Raw genomic sequence first — 20,903 nt, 5'->3', positions numbered from 1 at the left:
TGGGCGACGACAGTTGAAGGCATGCGCGACGGTTGACCGACCCGCTCCGAGACATCGCATGAGGCGGATGACGCGCCGGCCTCACACCTGCTCTGGATTGACAGTCTATTCTGGACAGATATAAAAGCAAGCAATTTTCAAAATAAATGTCCAGATTGGACAGTTTGGCTTAGAATCGCCTGACCGCCGCACCCCGGCAACGTTTTGGAGCGTAGTTCAATGAGCCAGTCAGAAAACGCATTGCCCCTGATCGTCGACCAGCAACGCGTTCGCGAGGCGCTACCTCACCTCGACGTGCGCAGCGTGCTGGCGCAGATGTTTCGCGCGCTCGGAAACCACATGGCCGCGCAACCGCCACAGACGCTGACTCTTTTTCCGCAGGACGCGGGCGACTTCATCACCTATCTGGGCGTAATGGCGGACGCGAAGGTGTTCGGCGCGAAGCTCTCGCCGTACATCGTCACGCGGGCGTTGCCGATCATTACCGCGTGGACCGCATTGATGTCGATGGAGACGGGACACCCGCTGATGTGGTGTGATTCAGGTCTGCTGACGATCGAGCGCACCGCCGGGGCGACCGCACTCGCGGTAGAGCAACTCGCCGCCGATCATGCGAGCCGGCTCGCGATTGTCGGCGCGGGTGCGGTGGGACAGGCTCATTTGCGCCATCTGGCGTCGACGCGGCAGTGGCAATCGATTCGGGTGTTTTCGCCCGGGCTTGCTAACGATACCGAAAAACGTGCGCAACTCGCGGCGCTCGATGAAAGAGTCTCCATCTGCACCAGGATCGAAGACTGTGTCGCCGACGCCGACGTCGTTGCGCTGTGTACCTCGTCCGGCACTCCGGTGCTGCACGAAAACATGCTCGGCAAGCCGGCGCTCATCACATCTATCAGCACCAACGTGGCGAACGCTCACGAGATTCCGCCCGCCTGGCTTGCCGAGATGGACGTCTATTGCGACTACCGCCGCACCACCCCAGCCAGTGCCGGCGAGATGAAGCTGGCTTCGGAACACCATGGCTGGCGTCCCGAAGCCGTGGTGGGCGATCTCGCCGAACTCATGTGCGGCAAAGCGATCAAACCGTCCTATCGAAAGCATGCGTTTTTCCGCTCGATCGGGCTGGGTCTTGAAGACGTAGCGATTGCCTATGAACTGTTCAAATATCTGACTGCTCGAGCGGGCATGTAAGCGATCGCCACGACCTTGCCTACGCGCCGGATCGCGACATGCCGCCGGAGCAATGGCAAAGGCTGTTCGCCGACATGATGGGCCCGCCGGCTGCATTGCTGGAACCGCGCCAAGCCGGCGGCGGCGCATTCGGTCAGGTGCACTCCAGCTCGAACCCGACGTGGTGCTCGCTCCGCACTGCGGCGAGACCGCGGTCATGCGCATTTTCAGTTCGTGGGAATTCGAAGAGCGTTCGTCGTGCCATCGAGCAGAAGTACCGTATCGCTCGTGGCAAAATGCCGGAAATTTTCGGACCTTCCATACCGCCCACCCAGGTGGACTTTCAGAAAGCCGCAAGCACCTACCCCTATGCGAAAGCCCAAGACCACGGCCGCACGTCGGCTACTTCTGGATCGCTACAGCCGTGTCGCCGATGGCATCGCGCTGCTGTTTTTCCCGTACGTCGAGATCGTCATTCATGACCTGCAAAGTCAAACGATCGCGTATATCGCCAATAATCTGTCGAAACGCGAACTCGGCGACGACTCCGCGTTGGAAGAGATCGACCATTCCGCGGAGTCCGGTACGGTCGGGCCGTATGAAAAAATCAATTGGGATGGCAGGCGGATGCGGTGCGTCAGCACGGTGTTGTTCGACGATGCCGGTAGCGCCGTCGGCGTGATGTGTGTGAACTACAACATCGCCGTGTTCGAAGAGATCAAACATGTGATCGATCGTGTGATCTCCGGCGCCGGCGTGGTGAAGCAGCCCGAAGAGCTGTTCAAGGACGACTGGCAGGAACGCATCAACACGTTCCTTCACACGTGGCTCCAGGAACGTCAGTTGGCGCTGAATTCGCTGACTCGCGAGCATCGTCGCGAGATCGTCGAAGCGCTGTGGGCCGAAGGGGCGTTCAAGGGCAAGAGCGCTGCCAACTACGTCGCGAATGTGTTGGGGATGGGACGTGCCACCGTCTATCAGCACATTAGAGATTTGCGAGGCGCGGCGGCCTGATACCTGTAGACGGCCATGAGCGGTCCGTGGCGCATCCCGCGAAATTGATGGTGTCAACGCAATTTGCGTGGCAGCCTACCCAACATTCGACAGATGGGTACATCCAGGCGAACTGCGACAGGAGGGATTATGTCTGGGCACGACACCAAGCTCCACGGTAGCTGGCGGTTGATTTCTTTTCATACTGAGCTTCAGGATTCAAAGGAGCGCAGTCAACCGTGGGGCGCCGACCCCAATGGGTTCCTTATTTTCGGCTCTGATGGGCGAATGATGGTATTGATCACCGCAAAGGCGCGGGAGCCAGGGAATACAGACGAGAAGCTGGTGGCACTTTTCCGTACTGTGATGGCCTACACAGGACGGTATCGGATAGATGGGGATAGGTTCATCACAAAGATTGACTCGTCCTGGAATGAAGCCTGGAACGGCACTGAGCAGGAACGATTCTTCAAGCTCGATGGAGACGCGCTCGAAGTCAGTACGGCCTGGATGCCGAATCCGTTGGTATCAGGAAATCCAACAGGAAGGGGTATTCTCAGTTTTAGACGCGAGTAATTTTCCCTACGCGGTCTAGCGACCGGGATTCAGCGTAGTGCACACAGGGCTTTTGCGTTTGGCGATCGCGGCGGCAAAGTCCTCGGAGAACGCCCGCTGCGCGAAGCAGGGCGCCGAGGTCGCGAGCAGTGCATCGACCTGCGCGAACTGTTTGTCAAACACCCATGGCCGGCGTGCGAGTGTGCGGTCATTGAGCCAGTAGGGGCTCCAGTCTCGAGTCGTCTCGATGACCTCGCGCGCGAATTCCGGCCCATACTCGAGCGCGCCCTCGATAACAACATCGATATACGACTCGACGAGCGGGAATCTCGCGTCAGGCACCGGAAGCGCTTCTCCCGGCGCTTTGCCCTGGGCCTTCGGTACGTAGACCCAGACGGTTCCCTGCGTCGGCAGCGGCTGCCATGACACCGCCTCGATCAGCGCCCGTGGCACCTCGACGCGCTCGTATCCCTTCTCGCGCTCGTCGAACGCGGACATGTCGTTGCCGGCAACGGGATAGATCACGCCATTGATCGTCATCGGCGCCTCGCCCTCGAGCGGACGCCGCAGGCCGAGCGCCGTAAACCCTGAACTTGAGCGGTCGCTCCAGCTGCGCACATAGCCGAACGCCGCCGCGACGCGCACCGGAATCGCCGCAACCGGCTTGCCGGCCGTGGCCTCGCGCGACGGCGTGTTGATGAGCGAGCCATAGCCGAAAATGAACTGCGTCGGCTGATCGGGAAGACGCGTTCCCCAGTAGTTGGTGGTCTGCGCGTGCGCCGCCGAGCCGAGGAGCGCAAGTGCCACAACGAATCCTCGAATCTTTGCCATCGCCAACATCGTCATATCCCCGTCCAATGCGTTATCGCAGATGATCGCATCAGCCGGGCGGCCCGGCAAACGCGCGCACCAAGCCCCAGGGTCGTCCACCTTGTGGGACACGGCGGCACGCAGCCACTTGCGCTGCGGCTGGCGAGCAAAACGGCCGACGATGATCAGCGCGATAAAGCGCGTCACGTAGCAGCAGATCGCGCTCGCGAGCAGAAATGCGACAAGCGGGTTTCCCGGTATGATCAGCTGGCACGCTGACACATTCATCGGGGGACAACGCGCATGACCCAATCGATCCGCAGAGGCGGCCGCGCCGTCCGCCTGGCAACGCGGCGCGCCATCGCGATCGCGACGGCGCTTGCCGGTATCGTGGCGCTTTCGCCGGTCCAGGCCCAGGCCCCTGTGCCGGGCGCGCTGCAACCCGCCGGCGTGACCCACGTGGTGGCCTCGCTCGAGGCATCGGGCGTGCAGATCTATGTCTGCAAGCGCGACGCTGCCAATCAACTGGCGTGGACCTTCCAGGCGCCGCAAGCCGATCTCTACGACGCCTCCGGCCAGCTCGCTGTCAGGCATCGTGCAGGACCGTCGTGGGAAGCGCCGGACGGCAGCCGGATCATTGGCAAGCCTCTGCAGCACGCCGCCAATCCAGACGACGCCGCAGCGATCCCGATGCTGCTCCTCTCGGCCACCAGTGATGGCGGTCCGGGCCTCCTGAACACGGTGCGCTACGTACAGCGGCTTGCCACGCATGGCGGCGCGGCCCCCGCGCAAGCCTGCGTGCACGAGGGCGAGGAAGGGCGCAGCCCCTATCTCGCGCAGTACGTGTTCCTCAAATGACCGTGGTGCGCGCGCACGTGTACGGTGTGGCCGCGCCGCGGAACGTGTGCGGCCGCTGGCGCAGTCGTCCTGAAAGCCGGAGCGCACGCGGTGCTGCAGGCATCGCGATCAGGGTTAACCCATTCAAAACTGTGTCACAAAGTACATACAGTTCTTAGATGCGAGCTTGCTTCAGACCTTGAGTTCCTCGAACTGAGAGAAACACCGCCAGACGGGAGATGACAGATGGAAATCCGCAACCCTTCCCCGGGCCTCTACAACGAAGATCTCGCACCCGCCAGGGTGCGCAACTGGGGTGCCTTTAGCATTTTCAACGTCTGGACCTCGGACGTGCACAGCCTCTGGGGCTACTACCTCGCCGCCAGCCTGTTCCTACTGTGCGGCAGCTTTATCAACTTTGTGCTGGCGATCGGGCTCGGCTCACTCGTGATCTTCGCGCTGATGAATCTGATCGGCTACGCCGGCGAGAAGACCGGCGTGCCATACCCGGTGCTGGCGCGCGCCTCTTTCGGCGTGTGGGGCGCCAACCTCGCGGCGCTGGTGCGCGCCGTGGTGGCCTGCTTCTGGTATGGCGCGCAGACGGCAGCGGCTTCGAGCGCGATAGTCGCGCTGTTGATCCGCAGCACCAGCCTGATGGAGTTCCACAAGGGCACGCACTTCCTCGGCCACTCGGCGCTGGAGGTGATCTGCTACTTCATCGTCTGGGCGCTGCAGCTGCTCATCATTCAGAAGGGCATGGACACAGTGCGCAAATTCCAGGACCTGGCCGGTCCGGCGGTGTGGATTGCGATGCTGATCCTGGCGATCGGGTTGTGCGTCAAGGCCGGCGGCTTCTCGTTCGAGAGTGGCATTCCGACGGACGTGCTGCTCGAGAAGACCAGGGACGTCGGCGTCAGCGGCGAGCCCGGCTCGTTCTGGGCGCTGATGGCCGTAGGCGCGACCTGGATCACCTACTTCGCCGCGCTGTATCTTAACTTTTGCGACTTCTCGCGTTACGCGAAGAACCGCGATGCAGTCAAGAAAGGAAATCTGTGGGGCCTGCCGGTCAACCTGATTGCGTTCTCGCTGGTCGCCGGCGTCACCACCATCGCCGCCTTCAGGGTGTACGGCGAAGTGCTGCTGCACCCCGAGCAGATCTCAGCCAAGTTCGACAGCTGGCTACTGGCACTCATCGCAGCGGCGACCTTCGCAGTCGCCACGCTAGGCATCAACGTGGTGGCCAATTTCGTCTCGGCGGCGTTCGACATCTCCAACACGTTCCCCAGGCAGATCAGCTTCAAGAAGGGCGGTTTCATCGCTGCAGCCATCGCGCTGGTGCTTTACCCGTTTGCGCCGTGGGAAGGCAACGCCGCGCACTTCGTCAACGCCATCGGCGCCACGATGGGCCCGCTGCTGGGGATTATTCTGGTGGACTACTATCTGGTAGCCAAGGGCAACATCAACGTCGCGGCGCTCTACCAGGAGCACGGCGAGTATCGCTACGAAGGCGGCTGGAACGTCAACGCGCTGGCCGCGGCGGCGGTCGGCAGCGTGTTTTCGACCTTCTTGCCCAACTTCACCAACCTGCTGCCAGCCTGGTGGAATACCTATGGCTGGTTCTTCGGCGTAGTGATCGGCGGGGGCATGTACCTGATCATGGCGACGCTGCGGCCGCGTACCGCGATCGCCCCTACGCGCGTTTAACGGTCATTCCCGCCCGATCAGGTAGGGTCAAGCACTGGCGCGACACCCATGAAGTCTGCAGGGCACCAGCGACCACTATGCTGGTGCAACCTTCCTGCCGCCCCGCTTTCGCGCAGCGGCTGCATCCGTGCCGGCATGTCCAGCAGCAGACCCCGACTCGACCAGAAAATCGCGAAACGCTGTCGCTACGTGCGGCAAGCGCCGGTCCGACACATGGATGACGTTCCACGCCAGTTCGATCGGCGTATCCGGCACCGGCAGCAACGCCAGAAGACCGGCCTGAAACTCCAGCGCGCAGGCATGCAACGACAGGAACGCGACACCGAGCCCCGCTTCGACCAGCTGCTTGATCGCCTCGTTGCTAGACAACTCCGACGCCGCATGCACCTTCAACCCCTGCGCCTTGAAGATCGCTTCGACCGCAACCCGGGTGCCTGAGCCCCGCTCCCGAACCAGCAGGTTCGCCGCTTCCAGATCGGCCAGCTGCACCCGCCTGGTATGCATCAGCGGATGCGAAGGTGCCGCGACGAATCCCATCGGATGTCTGGCGAATGCGGCGGCATGCGTGCGCAGTTCACGAGGCTGGCGGCCCATGATCGCGAGATCGATTTCATTCGTTGAGAGCATGCGAACGATTTCGTCGCGATTGCCGATCCGGAACTGCAGCTTCACGTCGGGCCGGGCCTTCATGAACCGAACCAGCAGCGGCGGCACGAGGTATTCCGCAGTCGTGATCGCGCCGATGCGCAAGGTTCCGCCCAGCTCTCCACGCAGTGCGGCGATCTCCTCGCCCGCCTCGTTCCACACACTCAGGATCTCGTTGGCGTAGCGCACCATCACCTCACCGGCCGCGGTGAGCTTGACTTCGCGCCCCGCCCTGCGCAGCAGCGCCGTACCCGCAGCCTCGGCCAGCTGCGAGACCTGTAGCGATACGGCCGGCTGGGTGAGATGCAATTCCACCGCCGCGCCGGAGATGCTGCCCACGCGGGCCACGGTCTGCAGTGTTTTCAGCTGACGAAAGGTGGTCGTCTTTAACATTAGCAAAACCTTATGTTTTGGATATAAATACTCAATAGTGCAAATAATAGTGAGCACCTTATATTTCCATTCAACAACTCGTCAAGGACAGCTTTGGTGCCTGACACGACGTGCAGGTATCGCTCGCAGTCGCACAACATGGAGACTCGCAATGGCAATCGACGCAATCGTTGCAAACATGGATCACGTCTGGTCGGCGCTGGCCGCCCCGCGCGATCCGGCACAACGGAACGAACAGGGCGATGCAATTAAAAGCCTGCTTCAACGCATCAGGGACGACGGCTATCCGCTGCTGCTGGTGAGCGACATGAACGCTGAGAGTCTGAACAGCGTCATCAGCGACGCACTCGGCGAAGACGGCATCACGTGGTTCTCGGCGATCCTCGCATCGCAACCATGCAGCGATCGTTATGCGATTGCGGTTCACACGCTCGAAACGTCACCCCATCGTGTGATGGCGCTCGGTAGCAGCGAGCATGAGCTCGCGGAGGCACGCGCGTTCGGCATCGCGCATTGCGTACACCTGAACGACGCGCTGCTTCACGCATCCCCGTAGATATCGGATCTACCAGCAGGCGCTCCAGAGACTTTCAGGGAGAAATAGCATGGCCATCCATCGCAAGACAAACACGCTTGAAACGCCTCATCGAATCGTCATCGTTGGCGGCGGCGCGGCCGGACTCGAACTCGCCACGCGACTCGGCAACGGCGTTGGCAAGGAAGGTCGCGCACAGGTCGTGCTAGTCGACCGGAATCCCGCTCACTTCTGGAAGCCCTTGTTGCATGAGGTCGCCGCGGGTCAGATCGATGCATCGAGTCATCAGATCGAATATGCCGCGCACGCGAAGTGGAATCACTATCGCTTCGAGCGCGGCGGACTGCGAAGCATCGATCGCGAGCGCCGCGAGATCGTCATCGACGAAACCAGCGGCGCGGACGGCCAGCCTCTGCTTCAGCGTCGGTCGATTGGCTTCGATACGCTGGTGCTCGCGCTTGGCAGCGTCACGAATTTTTTCTCTGTGCCCGGTGCTGAGGAATACGCACTGACGCTGGAGACGGTCGATCAGGCCGAGGCGTTTCGCAGACGGCTTCTGTCGAGCCTGCTGCGTGCGGGCCATGCACAGCAGTCGTCGTCGCAATCCGTCAAGGAACCGGTGTGTGTGACGGTGATTGGCGCCGGCGCCACCGGCGTCGAACTATCTGCTTCCTTGCGCAGCCTCGCGCAGATGCTGCATGACTACCACCTGCCCTCGCTCGATCCGGCGCGCGACGTTCGCATCCGCTTGCTCGAGGGCGCGCAGCGCGTGTTGCCTGCCCTACCGGAACGGATTTCGGCGCGCGCCCACGATGTACTGTCGAGCCTGGGCGTCGAAGTGCACACCGAAACGCGGGTCCGTTCAGTCGACGCGGAATCGGTCGTCGTGGGCGAGGGTCACGCATTACGCAGTGACGTCACGATATGGGCCGCTGGCGTCGAAGGGCCTCCCATTCTGAAAGCTCTGGGTGCGTTCGAGTTGAATCGTCTTGGGCAAGTTTCTGTCGACCGCATGCTGCGGGTCGATCCTGAATCGGGCATCTACGCGATGGGCGATTGCGCCGCGTGCTCGGCGCGTGGAGACGACGCACTCGTGCCGCCACGCGCCCAGGCTGCCTGGCAACAGGCGGTGTATCTGCACGATGCCCTGACGAGACGTTTGAAGCACCAGTCCATCCCGCTCTTTTCGTATCGGGATCAGGGCACGCTCATTTCATTCGGGCAGGCCGGTGCGGCAGGCGCGCTGATGAGCGAACTGCTGCGCGGGCCTGTGTTCATCGACGGCTGGTTTGCCGCGTCCTGTTACAAGCACCTATACAGGCGGCACATCATCGGGCTGACAGGGATCAGGCGCGCGGTGATGTACTCTGCAAGCCAGTGGTTGCGGGAGCGGGTCCGGCCTACGGTGAAGCTGAACTGAGACATGCCGTAGCGGCGACGATCTGAACTCGCCGCCGCTACGGCCGGCATCAGCGTAGTGGTCGCATCAAATACGCCCGTCATGGCCTGGCTCTCACCTGTTGCCTCCTCCCCGCCTCCTCCAGGGCGGACAGCTCTTCCCGCTCACTCGAGAGCTGCGCCGATGTCCGATGCATCGGGCGCTCTGGCGCTCCGGGCACCTCGCGCACGCGCGCTGGTGTCAGTGAATGCTGATACGGCAGCTTAACCACTGGCCACGAATTTCCGTCCGGATCCGTCGTGGTGCTCAGTGCGTCATTGCGAAACAGCGCATCTTGCATCAACGCCTGAACGCGCACCACGTCGCTTGAAGTCACGCGCGCCGCCCGCCGATTTCCTGCGGCATAGAGCGCGCACCATGCTGCAACATCCTGCATCGCGATCTCGAGGAACTTACCCTCGTCGCCCGACGGTGCCGCCAGTCGCGCGACGACCGCGAAGAGCGCTGCCTGACCGCCGAGAATGTCGGCTGCCGATGCACCGATCTTGACGGGCTGTCCATCGCTGCGCGTGAGATCCATCAGACCGCCCATCGCCTGAATCACGGTATCGAACGCGGGCCGCGATGGATACGCGGTATCGATGCCGAAGCCGGAGATCGAGCAATAGATCAGCCGCGGATTGACATCGGCGAGCGCACGGCGATCGAAGCCCAACTTTGCGAGTGCGCCGGGTCGCAAATTTTCGATCAGCACGTCGGCGGCCGCGAGCAGCGTCCTCAAATGCGCACAGTCGTCTTCGTCCTTCAGATCGAGCGATATCGTTCGCTTGTCCGTATTGTTGAGCGCGAAGAAATAGCTCGTCCCGTGCTGTCCCGGTGACCATGTGCGAGAAACCTCGCCTCCCGGAGCCTCGATCTTCACGACATCCGCGCCAAGTGCCGCGAGGTGTTTGCCGACGAGCGGCGCGGTCGTGTATTGACCGATTTCGACCACCTTCACGCCACCGAGCGGGCCTGTTCCGAGGTTAAAGCCGTCGCACTTGCTCGCGCACGCATGCGCGCGGCTCGACAATCGAGACTCGCGAAACAACGAGACGTACCGATACGTGCCGCTATCGATCCCCGCTGTCATCATCCGCGCGGCCACTTCTTCATGACGCAAAGCAAAGTTCGGCTCATGCGCCAGACCTTCGACGGACACGATCGGTCCCGCCGCGACGCCAATGCGCTCGCAAATCGAAGCGCATTCTGATGTCGTCATCGTCGATGTCCACGCTTCGAGCAAAGCATCGAGCTCGTCGACGTAGCGAACGCGCCCTCCCAAAGTCGAGAAGCGTGCATCGTCGAGATCGGGAATACCGGCTGCGTTCTTGATCTTGCGCCATTGATCTTCCGTGCTCGTGCAAATGAGAATCCACCCGTCGCGCGTTCCGTACGCGTTCCAGGGGGCGCAGGAAGGATGCCGATTGCCCACACGTTCGACCGGATCGCCCGCGAACGCTGCGGGAAGAAACGTCGTGAGCGCGCCGAGGGCGCAGCCGAACAGACTCACGTCGATATGTTGATTCAGACCGCAGACGCGCCTGACCCGCAGCGCCGCGGCGATCGTCGCCGACGCATAGAGCGCCGCTGAAATTTCCGTGAACGGCACGCCGATATGAACTGGTCCGCTATGCGCAAAACCGGTCGTGTCCATGAGTCCGCTCATTGCCTGGATTTGCGCGTCGGAATACGCAGTGAATTCGCCCGCGTGCTGCGGACCCATTGCTGTGATGTCGCACACGATCGTCTCGCCCGATGCCTTGAGCCGCGCGATCTCACGCCTCTGCTCCACACTGCACGTATCCGACGATACGATGATCACGTCGTACGCCGCATCATCCATCGTCACCTCATCAGCGAACGCAATCTGCGCTCCCGCCTGCGCGAGTACCGCCGCGCTCAATTCGACGGCTTCGCGCGTGCCCGACGCAAGAATCCGCATACCATTGAACATGTCTTTCTCCTTTGCTGATGTGAAACCGCGCGCCCGAATACGTATCAACCCCGGCAGGCGGCGCATTGAGCGCGTGTTACCATTTTTCGATGCGAACCCTTCCCTCACTCAACGCGCTGCGAGCCTTCGAAGTCTGCGGCCGACTGCTGAGCGTGCAACTCGCGGCCAATGAACTGAACGTCACGCCCGCTGCCGTGAGTCGACAAATCAAGCTGCTCGAAGATCAGCTCGGCGTGCAGTTGTTCGAGCGCGGGCATCGTTCGATGACGCTGACGCCGGTAGGTGTGCGCTACCTCGCCGACATCGTGCGGGGCTTCGAAACCATGCGAACCGCGACGATCAATCTCACCGAGGCGCGTCGCCGTCGCACGCTCAAGATCCGCGGCTACACGACGTTCGCGATGAACTGGCTGCTGCCGCGTCTGTCGACGTTTCATCGCGAGCATCCGGATGTCGAGGTCATCTTCACGACATCGTTGCAGCCGGTCGACTTCAACGCCGAAGATGTCGATGGCGCGATTCGCCTGTCGCATGCACCGTCATCCGATATCGGCTCGGATCGCCTCGTGCCGAACGAACTCGTGCCCGTGTGCAGCCCTGACTTTCTGCGCGCGCATCCCGATCTCAACGACGCTTCGCCCGAAACGCTCTCCAATGTGACGCTTCTGCATTCCCTCGCGCGTCGCGAAGACTGGGCGAAATGGCTCGCTGAAGCCGGCGTGCGCGGCGTGAATCCTTTGGGCGGGCTCAGTTACGAAAGCTCGGTGCTCGCCTACGCCGCGGCGATGCAGGGGCACGGCGTTGCGATCGCGCAGCGCGTGCTCGTTGCCAACCAGCTTCGCGACGGCACGCTCGTCATGCCCTTCTCGTTCATCCTCGATCTCGGTGCGTTCACGTACTACCTCGTGTATCCACACAAACATCTGCAGAAGCCCGAGTTCGCCGCGTTTCGTGACTGGCTGCTTGCCGTGAGCGCGGCATCTCCCGATGCTTAACGCCCTTTGAAGCACGGACTGCGCTTCTCGGCGAACGCCTTGCGTCCTTCGACGCGATCTTCCGAATCGCGCATCGCTCCCCACGCGAGTTCCGTGAATTCGATCGCCTGCGCGAGGGGCACGTTACTGCTTGTCTCGACGATCTTCTTGATCATCTGCACGGCAAGCGGACCATTCGCCGCGATCGTGGTGGCGATCTGCAGCGCTTTGTCCATCAGCGCGGATGGCTCGGCCACATCGGACACGAGACCGACGCGTTCCGCGTAAGCCGCGTCGATACGCAATCCGGTGTACAGCATCTTCATCGCGATCGCGGACGGCACGGCTTTTTGCAGCGCCTGAATGCCGCACACCGCCGGAATGCTCGCGACGACCGGTTCCGGCAAGCCGAACACCGCGTTATCCGTTGCGATCCGCAGATCACATTGCAACGCGATTTCGAGTCCGCCGCCGAGGCAATAGCCGTTGATCGCGGCGATCACCGGCTTGAAGAGACGCAAGGTCGTGAGATCCATCATCCGCACATAGATGCCTTCGGCGGCGGCACGGTCGATCGGTCTCACGAACGAAGAGGAAAAGCTCGTTTCGGGCGGCAGCGTGTTCTTGAGATCCGCGCCCACGCAGAAGGACTTGTTCCCTGAGCCTGTGAGGACGATTGCACGCACATCGTCGTCGTCGCGTGCCGTGGCGAGAGCGGCGCGCAGTGCCCTGAGGCTGTCGAGGTCGAGTGCGTTGAGCGCTTCGGGGCGATCGAGCGTGACGATCGCGACATGCTCGGACCTGCTGTAGTGAATGGTCATGATGAACTCCGTCAAACGCTTGGCGAGGACAACGAACGCCCGCCGCACACATAGAGCGTCTGCCCGGTGATATACGACGCTTCACGCTGCGCGAAGAACGACACCGCGTGGGCGATATCGGCGGGCGTACCGATGCGTTGTACAGGCACGGATTTCTGCAAGCGTTCCTGAAGTGCGGCATCGAAGGTACGGAAAAGAGGCGTATCGACGATGCCCGGCGCAACCGCATTGACCGTGATGCCCGCACTGGCCCATTCGAGCGCGAGACTGCGCGTGAGACTCACGACGCCGCCTTTGGACGCCGAATAGTTCGACTGCCCCACTCCGCCGAGCCACGCCCGCGATGCAATATTGACGATGCGTCCATAGCGCGCCGTCGCCATATGCGCGAGCACCGCGCGACAGCACAGGAACTGCGACTTCAGGTTCACGTCGATGACCATGTCCCAATCTTCATCACTCATCTTCGTGATGCGCTTGTCACGCACGATGCCCGCGTTGTTCACCAGAATTTCGATGCGTCCAAAGCGCTGGAACACTGCATCGACGGCCTGATTGACGGACTCGCTGTTGGTCACGTCGACCGCCAGCCCAATTACCTCGACGTCCGCAGTCGCGAGTTCGGTCGTTGCCTCATCGAGCGCTGTGCGATCGAGATCGAACAGTGCGATGCGTCGCCCGCCACGCGCCAAAGCCTGCGCAATACCGAAGCCGATACCTTTCGCGCCTCCCGTGACGATCGCGACTTCGGCTGAGTGAGTAAATGCGTTCATGAAATGTCTCCGTGGAGTGCTGTCAGCAAACTGTGGATTCCATGCTAGGGCGCGCGCCCACCCGCTTCAAACGACTTTTTTCGAGACTTCGATTGACTTGCAGTCAATCGAGAACAGCGAGTTCGATACAGAAAAAATCAATCGAAGACGCAGAAAAAGTCGTTTGCGGGACGCGCCCCCGCAAACCTAGGATGCGTCCATGTGCCACGGAGCACGTTCCCATCGACAGACACGGAGACAAGCATGGAAACCACCCTACCGAGCGTTACAGAGCCGCCCACCGCGACGCTCACACGCGCTCAGAAACGAGCGATCGTGGCGGCGACGCTCGGCACCGTCGTCGAGTTCACCGACTGGATCATTTACGCGACTTTCGCCGCTCTGTTCTCGCGACACTTCTTTCCTGCGCATGACGAACGCGTGTCGTTGTTGTCGGCGTTCGCGGTGTTCGCGGTCGGCTTCGTGATGCGGCCAATCGGCGGTGCGCTGCTCGGCGCTTACGCGGATCGTCACGGCCGCAAGAACGGCCTTGCGCTATCTGTGGCGTTGATGGCTGGAAGCTCGCTCGTCATCGCCGTGTGTCCGGGTTACCGGTCGATCGGCTTCGCTGCGCCGCTCATCCTCGTGCTTGCGCGACTCGTGCAAGGGTTCGCCGCGGGCGGCGAGTTCGGCTCGGCATCGACGTTTCTGATCGAATCGTCCGCGCCATCGCGGCGCGGCTTCGCCGGTTCGTGGCAGCACTTCGCGGTCAACGCCGGCGTGCTCGTGGCTGCATCGATCGGCGCGCTGCTGACGTCGTTCATCGAGCCGTCCGGCATGGCGGATTATGGCTGGCGCGTCGCATTCGGCATCGCGGGCATGATGGGATTCGTCGCGCTGTGGGTGCGGCTCACGATCGCTGAAACCGATGCCTTCAAGAAGGTCGCGAAGCACGCTCACGTGCGGCATCCGTTCATCTCGATCATCCGCGAACATCGGCGCGCGGCGTTGCGCGTGGTGGGCATCGCGATGGCGGGCAACCTGTGCATCTATCTCTGGCTCGTGCTGTTCCCGACGCTTGCGCATTTGCGCACCGGTCTGCCGCTTTCCGCCGGGTTTCGTGCAAGCGTGATTTCAATCGTCGTATCGCTGATTGCGATTCCGCTGATCGGCATGTTGTCGGATCGCATCGGTCGCAAGCCGGTTCTGCTGGTGTTCGCCGGTGGTTCCGCGCTGTTCGCATGGCCCGCGTTGAGCCTGCTGTCGAACGACTTCTGGAATGCGACCGTCATCGTCACCATCGGCATGGTGCTGTCGTCGGGATTCGCGGCCACGTGTGCGACGGTCATGGCCGAACAGTTTCCCGCGCACGTGCGCGCAACCGGTGTCGCGCTGCCTTATGCGATATCGGCGGCGCTCTTTGGCGGCACGCTGCCCTACATCGTCACCGCCATGTCGAACTCTGGCCTCGCACAGTATCTGTGGGCCTATGTGGCAGCCGTGTGCGTCGTGGGCTTCGTCGTGTATGCGCGCATGCCTGAAACGCGCGGAAAGATCCTCGATTAACGTTTACTGACTGGAGGCAGCAATGCGAAAAGTAGTCATTGGCGGCGTCGGCATGACGTCATTTGGAAAGTTCCTCGACCGCAATCTGAAGTCGCTTTCCGAGGAAGCGGTAGCGCTCGCTCTCAAGGATGCGCGTGTCAGTGCGAACGACGTAGAGCGGATTTTCTTCGGCAACGCGGCCGCGGGCGTTGTAACGGGGCAGGAAATGATTCGCGCGCAAGCCTCGTTGCGCAACACGGGACTCGACGGCAAACCGATGTTCAACGTCGAAAACGCGTGCGCCTCGGGCAGTTCGGCGCTGAATCTGGCGTGGTGGTCGGTTGCATCGGGGCAGGCGGAAACGGCGCTGGTCGTCGGCGTCGAAAAGCTTTCGCATGAGGACAAGGCGATTTCGTTCGGCGCGTTCGCCAAGGCCGTCGACCTCGAAGAACCGCTGCCGGAAGGCGTGACGACAGGCACAGGATCGCTCTTCATGGATCTCTATGCGGCGAAAGCCCGCAAGTGGATGGATAAGACCGGTGCGGATGCCAGCGATTTCGCGCGCGTCGTCGTCAAGAGCCGCCGGGCAGGATCGCTGAATCCGGTCGCGCAATTTCGCAAGGAGACGAGCGTTGAAGAAGTGCTCGCGAGCCGTATGGTCAGTGATCCGCTGACGCTGTTCATGTGTTCGTCGATCGGAGACGGGGGCGCTGCGCTCTTCATCTGCTCCGAGGACTATGCGCGCAAGCACGACATACAGCCCGTGTTCATTCGCGCGACGTCGATCGTCTCCGCCAAGGCCGATGGCTCGGGCGAACTAGTGGCCGTGCGTGCGGCGAGAGAGGCGTATGAGGCGGCGGGCATCGGACCTGAAGACGTGCATGTCGTCGAATTGCATGACGCATCCGCGCCCGCCGAATTGATCCACTACGAGAACCTGGGCTTGTGCGACCCCGGCGATGCCCCGAAGCTGATCCGCTCCGGCGACACTGATATCGGCGGACGCGTGTCGGTGAATCCGAGCGGTGGGCTGCTGTCGCGCGGTCATCCGGTGGGCGCGACAGGCGTGGCGCAGATCGTCGAACTCACGCAGCAATTGCGCGGCAAAGCGGGCGCGCGGCAGCGTCCGGGCGCGCGCGTCGCGCTTGCCGAGAACAACGGCGGTCAGCTCGCGGGAGATTCCGCGGTGGCGTTGGTGACAATCCTGTCCTTGTAAGTCTGACGGGGAGCCGGATGCGCGCGACGTACGGCTGCCCCATCTTGCAAGTGCGTGGTCAGCCTGACAGCGGTCAGGCTGATTCAGCAGTCTGGGCCGCGGGCATCGCGAATTCCGCGCCTTTGGCAATGCTGTCGGGCCAGCGCTGCATGACGCTCTTGTAGCGCGTGTAGAAACGCACCGATTCCTCACCATATGCGTGGTGATCGCCAAACAGCGAGCGCTTCCAGCCGCCGAAAGAATGCCACGCCGACGGCACCGGACTCGGCACGTTGATGCCCACCATGCCGATTTGAATCTGCCGGGTAAACGTGCGTGCTGCTGCGCCATCGGCCGTGAACAGGGTGACGCAATTGCCCAGTTCGTGACGGCGCACGGCGCCCGCTACGCGCTCGCCAAACAGTTTGGCGGTGGCCAGATCGCCCTGCGGCACTTCGTCTACGCTGGCATCCGTCGGCAAGGCCGTCGCGAGACTTTCTTCCAAACGTTGGGACGTTGTGCAAGCGCATTCGCCTCACGCTTCACTGGAGCTTCGACTCCAGTTGGCTGAGCTCGTGCTCGAGCGCATCAACACTCGCGTATCCGGCGCCCACCGCAAAGACCTGACCGTCGTTTTCAAGGAGCAACGTGGGGAACGAAGTCACGCCAAGTGCTCGCGCACGCGCGAAGTCGCGCTGGGCTTCTTCGATCGTTTCTGCGGCCGCCCACGTCTGGTAGAACTCATCGATGCTCACCGCAACGCCGTTGGCATGCAGCGCCTTTACGGCAATGCCGGCCAGCACGCGGCCATCGGTCGTGTCCAGGCCTTCGACGTAAAACCCATGTTGAAGCGTGCGGAATACGTCGAGCAAGCCTTTGTCGCCGGCAATCCGTCGCGCTGCCACGACTGCCCGGCACACCGGCTCGGTATCGTAGACAAAGCCTTCTCGCGCCATGAATGCCTCGCGGTTGAACGGCAAACCGCTCAGCTCCTCGACCCGCTTCCAATGCGGAAGCCTGAAGCGCTTGCCGGCTTCGTCCAACAGGTCGGTTGCACCGGCACGCAGGCCACCCACGACGATCTCGAGATCGAGATCCGGCACACGTGCGCTCAGTGCGGAAAGCTCTTGCCCGAAGCCATAGCACCACGAACACATCGGATCGCCGACATAGATAAGTTTCATTCATTACCCCGTTCAAAAGATATCCCTCAGTCCCACCTGGGATACGCATGGAAGAGCTGCGCAAAAGGCCTGCAGCCATGCGAGCGACTATATGATCCAGGCGCGAACCTTTGAACATCGAGGTCCGAATATCTGTTGTTACACCGGGTAAAGATTGCGGTCGGAGTCCCCAGAGCGATTTATTCTTATCGGAAGCACTGGGGAAGTTTTGAATGGGTCACATCTGCACGGAACGTGATTGCCGCGCCGTTGATGTCGGCGCGTCTCACGAAGATGCTCAATCGGCTCATGGACTGTCGATGCAACGTGTGAGCATGTTTTGGCGTCTCACTGGCATTCCTGTCTCTCTTCATCCCTTGCCGAGCGGCGGCCGACTCGGGAATCCGGCCATATTGCTCAGCTGAGCCAGCTCATTCGCCGCCTCGCGCAGCAGTATCGAGTACTCGTGAATCTTTTCGGTCGTCAGTCGGACCCGCGGACCGGCCAGACTAATGACGCCGACGCAGCGCGAGCCGCTCACCACAGGCGCCGCCACCGCCGACATGCGCGGCGCAAACACCTCGTCGATCATCGCATAGCCACGCACGCGCGCAGCGTGCAGGAAACCCAGCAGCGCTTTGAGCGTCGTCGGCGCATTGGGTCCGAACTCGTTCGGCTGTCCAAAACCCTGCTTCAAAACCAGCGCGGCCGCGTGTTCGTCGGTCATCGTCATGAGCCATGCGTGTCCGGTCGACGTGCATGAAAGTCGCGCTGCCTGGCCCATGTCAGGATCGTAGCGGAAGCCGATGCGCTGTCCGTCCGCCTTCCCCACCCAGATGATTGCTTCGCCGTCCACGAGCGACAGCCGCGCCAGCTCACCTGTCTGCGCGGCGACGCGTTCGATGATGGGTTGGGCGATATCCGCGATGCCCGTCAGGCTCAGGAATTCAAGGCCGTTCGACGTCATGCGCATGGTCAGAATGTAGCGGCTTTGATCGACCAGTTGCCTGACATAGCCGCCTTCGATGAGCTCGGCGAGCACGCGATGGCACGTGCTGCGGGGCAGCGACAAAGCGTCGGCAATTGCCAGGAGGCCCGCGCCTTCGGCTTGCGACGCCAGGAAATCAAGAATTCTCAGGCCGTTTTTGAGTGACATTTCGCGCGCTTTTCATTAGGTGAAATACAGTTCCGGTGCGGAACGCCTCGCTTTTTGAGCGCAAACAATAGCACTTGTTCGTCGACAGAAACGAACGTTTCGACACATGGAGAACTCAGGAGACATCATGTCATTTTGTGCTGATTCGGGCCTCGCAGCGGAAGAACAGTCCGCGCAGGCTCACTTGATGGCGCGTCGGGCGGTGGCAGGCGCGACCGTTGGAACGGCGCTCGAATGGTTCGACTTCGCGCTATATGGCGTGGTCGCGGCCACGATCTTTCCAAAGCTGTTTTTCCCGTCGCTGGACCCGACCGCCTCGCTGCTCGCGTCGTTGGCCAGTTTCTGGGCGGGGCTCGCCGCGCGGCCGCTGGGCGCGGTGATCTGCGGAATGCTCGGCGACCGTTGGGGGCGCCGCAAACTGATGCTCATCACCGTATCGGTGATGGGAGCGTCATCGTTCCTGATGGGACTGCTGCCCACTTACCATCAGGTCGGCATCCTCGCGCCGACGTTGCTGGTGACGCTGCGCATCATCCAGGGTTTCGCGCTTGGCGGCGAGTCGACGGGCGCGCAACTGATGGCGGTCGAGCATGCGTCTATCAACCGGCGTGGTTGGTATTCGGGCCTGCTTGGCATCTGCTCGCCACTCAGTCAGATTCTCGCCAACTTCTCGCTGTTTGCGCTGGCCGCGTTGCTTTCGTCGGACGACTTCGATTCATGGGGGTGGCGAGTCCCGTTCCTCGCAAGCTTCGTGCTGGTGCTGCTGGGCATCTACATCCGCAGGAAGGTTAGCGAGACACCGGCCTTCGAGGCGCTCAGGAAGACTGGCGCTCCCGCACGCGCCGCCAATCCCCTCGGCACCGTCTTCAAATATCACTGGCGCACCGCGCTTCGCCTGACGCTGTTCTTCTGCGGCCCGGCCGCGCTGTTTTATCTGATCGTAGTTTTCTCGCTCAGCTATCTGACGAAACACCTCGGCGTTCCAAAGCAGGCCGGTTTCATGCTGTTGATGGTCGCGAATGTCTGCGCCATCGTGGGCGCGCTGGCAGGTGGTTATCTGAGCGATCGGATCGGACGCAAACGCGCGCTGATGATCGGCTCGTTCTGCACGCTGATCTGCTGCCTGATCTACTTTCCGATCCTCAACCAGAACTCGATCGCGATGACGATGGCCGTGATGGGCGCCTTCCTCGGCTTCACGCAGTTCCAGAGCGGCATCCAGCCGGTGTGGTTCGCCGAGTCATTTCCGACCGAGGCGCGCTACACGGGCTCCGCACTGTCGTACTCGGGAGCCAACCTGCTCACCGGCGGCCCGATGCCGATCGTCGCCGTGGCGCTGCTCAATGCCTTCAACGGTTCCCCGTGGGCCATCGTAGCGGTTTGCGGCTCGCTGAACCTGATCTCTTTCCTGATGATCGCAATATCCCGGGAAACCAAAGACACCGCCCTGGAACGCTCTTCTACTCATTGACACCATGACTCGCAAACTCTACATCCTCAATGGCTCCAACCTGAACATGCTGGGCATGAGGGAGCCTCATCTTTATGGCAGCACCACGCTGAAGGACATCGAGCGGAACTGTCTCGCGCTGGCCGACACCCTGAAGTTCGACTGCGTATTCCGCCAAACGAACAGCGAGAGCGAGTTGATCGACTGGATTCAGGAGGCGTTCCTGCAGGACGCCGCGCTGATCATCAATCCGGCCGGCTTTTCATTCGGTCGGATTCCGGTGCTCGACGCAGTCAAGCTCATGCGCCGGCCGGTCGTGGAATTGCATATCACCAACATCCACCGACGCTCGGAGGAATATCGTCACTCGACGATTTCGGTGGCGGCTACCGCGGTAATTTGCGGGGCTGGCGCAAACGGATATTTGCTGGCGATCCGCGCGATCGACGATCTGTGGGGCAGCCAGACCTGAGCCGGCTCCTCTACTTCTGAAGCACCAGGGTTCCTCGATGGAGCCCGCTTCGGTCGACATGCGCGTTTCGGGCACTACGCCGGATCCCGAGCGGAGCAGCCATTCGAGTAACCATCGCATGGCTCTGCCGCATAGCCGAAATTGGCCGACGGCACCAGTTCCCGTACGCGTTCTGCGGAACTGATATCGGCGTCTTCAACAGGCAGCTATGCGGCGCTCCGATCGAAGGTGGAGTGTCGGCCACTTTGGGACATTCGACGACCGGCACAAAATCGGTGAAAATCCAGCGCTTTCAGTTGATCATGCCCCGCTCCGCAAAGCCAAACTCGGACATCGAA

Annotated in this window: 19 protein-coding genes and 1 pseudogene; 12 read left to right on the top strand and 8 right to left on the bottom strand. The window is 61.7% G+C overall.

Annotated features, from left to right (window positions below):
- Positions 1–219 precede the first annotated feature (219 nt).
- The 3 genes from L0U84_RS24700 to L0U84_RS24690 all read left to right on the top strand — a co-directional run bounded on the left by L0U84_RS24700 (position 220) and on the right by L0U84_RS24690 (position 2,739).
- Positions 220–1,191 (top strand): ornithine cyclodeaminase family protein, encoded by a 972-nt coding sequence (locus L0U84_RS24700; protein ID WP_233853564.1) that lies wholly within the window; start codon positions 220–222, stop codon positions 1,189–1,191.
- Between the two features lie 348 nt (positions 1,192–1,539).
- Positions 1,540–2,184: a helix-turn-helix transcriptional regulator gene (locus L0U84_RS24695; protein WP_233853562.1), complete on the top strand. Its 645-nt coding sequence runs from the start codon at positions 1,540–1,542 to the stop codon at positions 2,182–2,184.
- Between the two features lie 129 nt (positions 2,185–2,313).
- A complete protein-coding gene (locus tag L0U84_RS24690) occupies positions 2,314–2,739 on the top strand; it encodes a lipocalin-like domain-containing protein (protein WP_233853560.1) in 426 nt (141 codons plus the stop codon).
- Between the two features lie 15 nt (positions 2,740–2,754).
- Here L0U84_RS24690 and L0U84_RS24685 read toward each other — a convergent pair whose 3' ends face one another.
- Positions 2,755–3,558, bottom strand: a complete 804-nt coding sequence (locus tag L0U84_RS24685) for a gamma-glutamylcyclotransferase family protein (RefSeq protein WP_233856770.1) — start codon at positions 3,556–3,558, stop codon at positions 2,755–2,757.
- A gap of 273 nt (positions 3,559–3,831) precedes the next feature.
- On the opposite strand from L0U84_RS24685, the gene L0U84_RS24680 reads away from it, so the two are divergent.
- Both L0U84_RS24680 and L0U84_RS24675 read left to right on the top strand, forming a co-directional pair.
- The gene (locus L0U84_RS24680; RefSeq protein WP_233853559.1) at positions 3,832–4,386 is read left to right on the top strand and encodes a DUF3455 domain-containing protein; all 555 of its coding nucleotides are present in this window, start codon (positions 3,832–3,834) and stop codon (positions 4,384–4,386) included.
- 225 nt (positions 4,387–4,611) lie between these two features.
- On the top strand, positions 4,612–6,069 hold the full coding sequence (locus L0U84_RS24675) for an NCS1 family nucleobase:cation symporter-1 (protein ID WP_233853557.1): 1,458 nt from the start codon (positions 4,612–4,614) through the stop codon (positions 6,067–6,069).
- A 75-nt stretch (positions 6,070–6,144) separates the two neighbouring features.
- Here L0U84_RS24675 and L0U84_RS24670 read toward each other — a convergent pair whose 3' ends face one another.
- Complete coding sequence (locus L0U84_RS24670) at positions 6,145–7,107, bottom strand: LysR family transcriptional regulator (RefSeq protein WP_233853553.1); 963 nt, start codon at positions 7,105–7,107, stop codon at positions 6,145–6,147.
- A 151-nt stretch (positions 7,108–7,258) separates the two neighbouring features.
- Between L0U84_RS24670 and L0U84_RS24665 the strand changes: the two genes are divergently transcribed.
- The gene (locus tag L0U84_RS24665; RefSeq protein ID WP_233853552.1) at positions 7,259–7,663 is read left to right on the top strand and encodes a hypothetical protein; all 405 of its coding nucleotides are present in this window, start codon (positions 7,259–7,261) and stop codon (positions 7,661–7,663) included.
- A 49-nt stretch (positions 7,664–7,712) separates the two neighbouring features.
- A complete protein-coding gene (locus L0U84_RS24660) occupies positions 7,713–9,062 on the top strand; it encodes an NAD(P)/FAD-dependent oxidoreductase (RefSeq protein ID WP_233853551.1) in 1,350 nt (449 codons plus the stop codon).
- 79 nt (positions 9,063–9,141) lie between these two features.
- Here the strand turns inward: L0U84_RS24660 and L0U84_RS24655 are convergent, their stop codons facing one another.
- Complete coding sequence (locus L0U84_RS24655) at positions 9,142–11,037, bottom strand: CaiB/BaiF CoA-transferase family protein (protein ID WP_233853549.1); 1,896 nt, start codon at positions 11,035–11,037, stop codon at positions 9,142–9,144.
- An 89-nt stretch (positions 11,038–11,126) separates the two neighbouring features.
- Here L0U84_RS24655 and L0U84_RS24650 point away from each other — a divergent pair, with 89 nt between their 5' ends.
- Positions 11,127–12,032, top strand: a complete 906-nt coding sequence (locus L0U84_RS24650; protein ID WP_233853547.1) for a LysR substrate-binding domain-containing protein — start codon at positions 11,127–11,129, stop codon at positions 12,030–12,032.
- Here the strand turns inward: L0U84_RS24650 and L0U84_RS24645 are convergent.
- Positions 12,029–12,832 (bottom strand): enoyl-CoA hydratase/isomerase family protein, encoded by an 804-nt coding sequence (locus tag L0U84_RS24645; protein ID WP_233853545.1) that lies wholly within the window; start codon positions 12,830–12,832, stop codon positions 12,029–12,031. The two genes, L0U84_RS24650 and L0U84_RS24645, sit on opposite strands and share 4 nt — an antisense overlap.
- An 11-nt stretch (positions 12,833–12,843) precedes the next feature.
- On the bottom strand, positions 12,844–13,605 hold the full coding sequence (locus L0U84_RS24640) for an SDR family oxidoreductase (RefSeq protein WP_233853543.1): 762 nt from the start codon (positions 13,603–13,605) through the stop codon (positions 12,844–12,846).
- Between the two features lie 243 nt (positions 13,606–13,848).
- On the opposite strand from L0U84_RS24640, the gene L0U84_RS24635 reads away from it, so the two are divergent.
- Together L0U84_RS24635 and L0U84_RS24630 are read left to right on the top strand one after the other, a co-directional pair.
- Complete coding sequence (locus L0U84_RS24635) at positions 13,849–15,150, top strand: MFS transporter (RefSeq protein ID WP_233853541.1); 1,302 nt, start codon at positions 13,849–13,851, stop codon at positions 15,148–15,150.
- Between the two features lie 22 nt (positions 15,151–15,172).
- The gene (locus L0U84_RS24630) at positions 15,173–16,345 is read left to right on the top strand and encodes a thiolase family protein (protein ID WP_233853539.1); all 1,173 of its coding nucleotides are present in this window, start codon (positions 15,173–15,175) and stop codon (positions 16,343–16,345) included.
- 73 nt (positions 16,346–16,418) lie between these two features.
- Here L0U84_RS24630 and L0U84_RS24625 read toward each other — a convergent pair.
- The 3 genes and pseudogenes from L0U84_RS24625 to L0U84_RS24615 all read right to left on the bottom strand — a co-directional run.
- Positions 16,419–16,721 (bottom strand): annotated as a pseudogene (locus tag L0U84_RS24625) (aldehyde dehydrogenase family protein); the annotation flags it as partial.
- A 145-nt stretch (positions 16,722–16,866) separates the two neighbouring features.
- Positions 16,867–17,427 (bottom strand): DsbA family protein, encoded by a 561-nt coding sequence (locus L0U84_RS24620; protein WP_326491200.1) that lies wholly within the window; start codon positions 17,425–17,427, stop codon positions 16,867–16,869.
- A 430-nt stretch (positions 17,428–17,857) separates the two neighbouring features.
- Positions 17,858–18,643: an IclR family transcriptional regulator gene (locus tag L0U84_RS24615; protein WP_233853534.1), complete on the bottom strand. Its 786-nt coding sequence runs from the start codon at positions 18,641–18,643 to the stop codon at positions 17,858–17,860.
- 187 nt (positions 18,644–18,830) lie between these two features.
- On the opposite strand from L0U84_RS24615, the gene L0U84_RS24610 reads away from it, so the two are divergent.
- A complete protein-coding gene (locus L0U84_RS24610) occupies positions 18,831–20,114 on the top strand; it encodes an MFS transporter (protein WP_233856768.1) in 1,284 nt (427 codons plus the stop codon).
- Between the two features lie 4 nt (positions 20,115–20,118).
- A complete protein-coding gene (locus tag L0U84_RS24605; protein WP_233853533.1) occupies positions 20,119–20,565 on the top strand; it encodes a type II 3-dehydroquinate dehydratase in 447 nt (148 codons plus the stop codon).
- Positions 20,566–20,903 lie beyond the last annotated feature (338 nt).

Source organism: Paraburkholderia sp. HD33-4, from assembly GCF_021390635.1.
GTDB lineage: Bacteria > Pseudomonadota > Gammaproteobacteria > Burkholderiales > Burkholderiaceae > Paraburkholderia.
The sequence above is the reverse complement of the archived record's forward strand: the minus strand, read 5'-3'. Positions and strand labels throughout refer to the sequence as shown.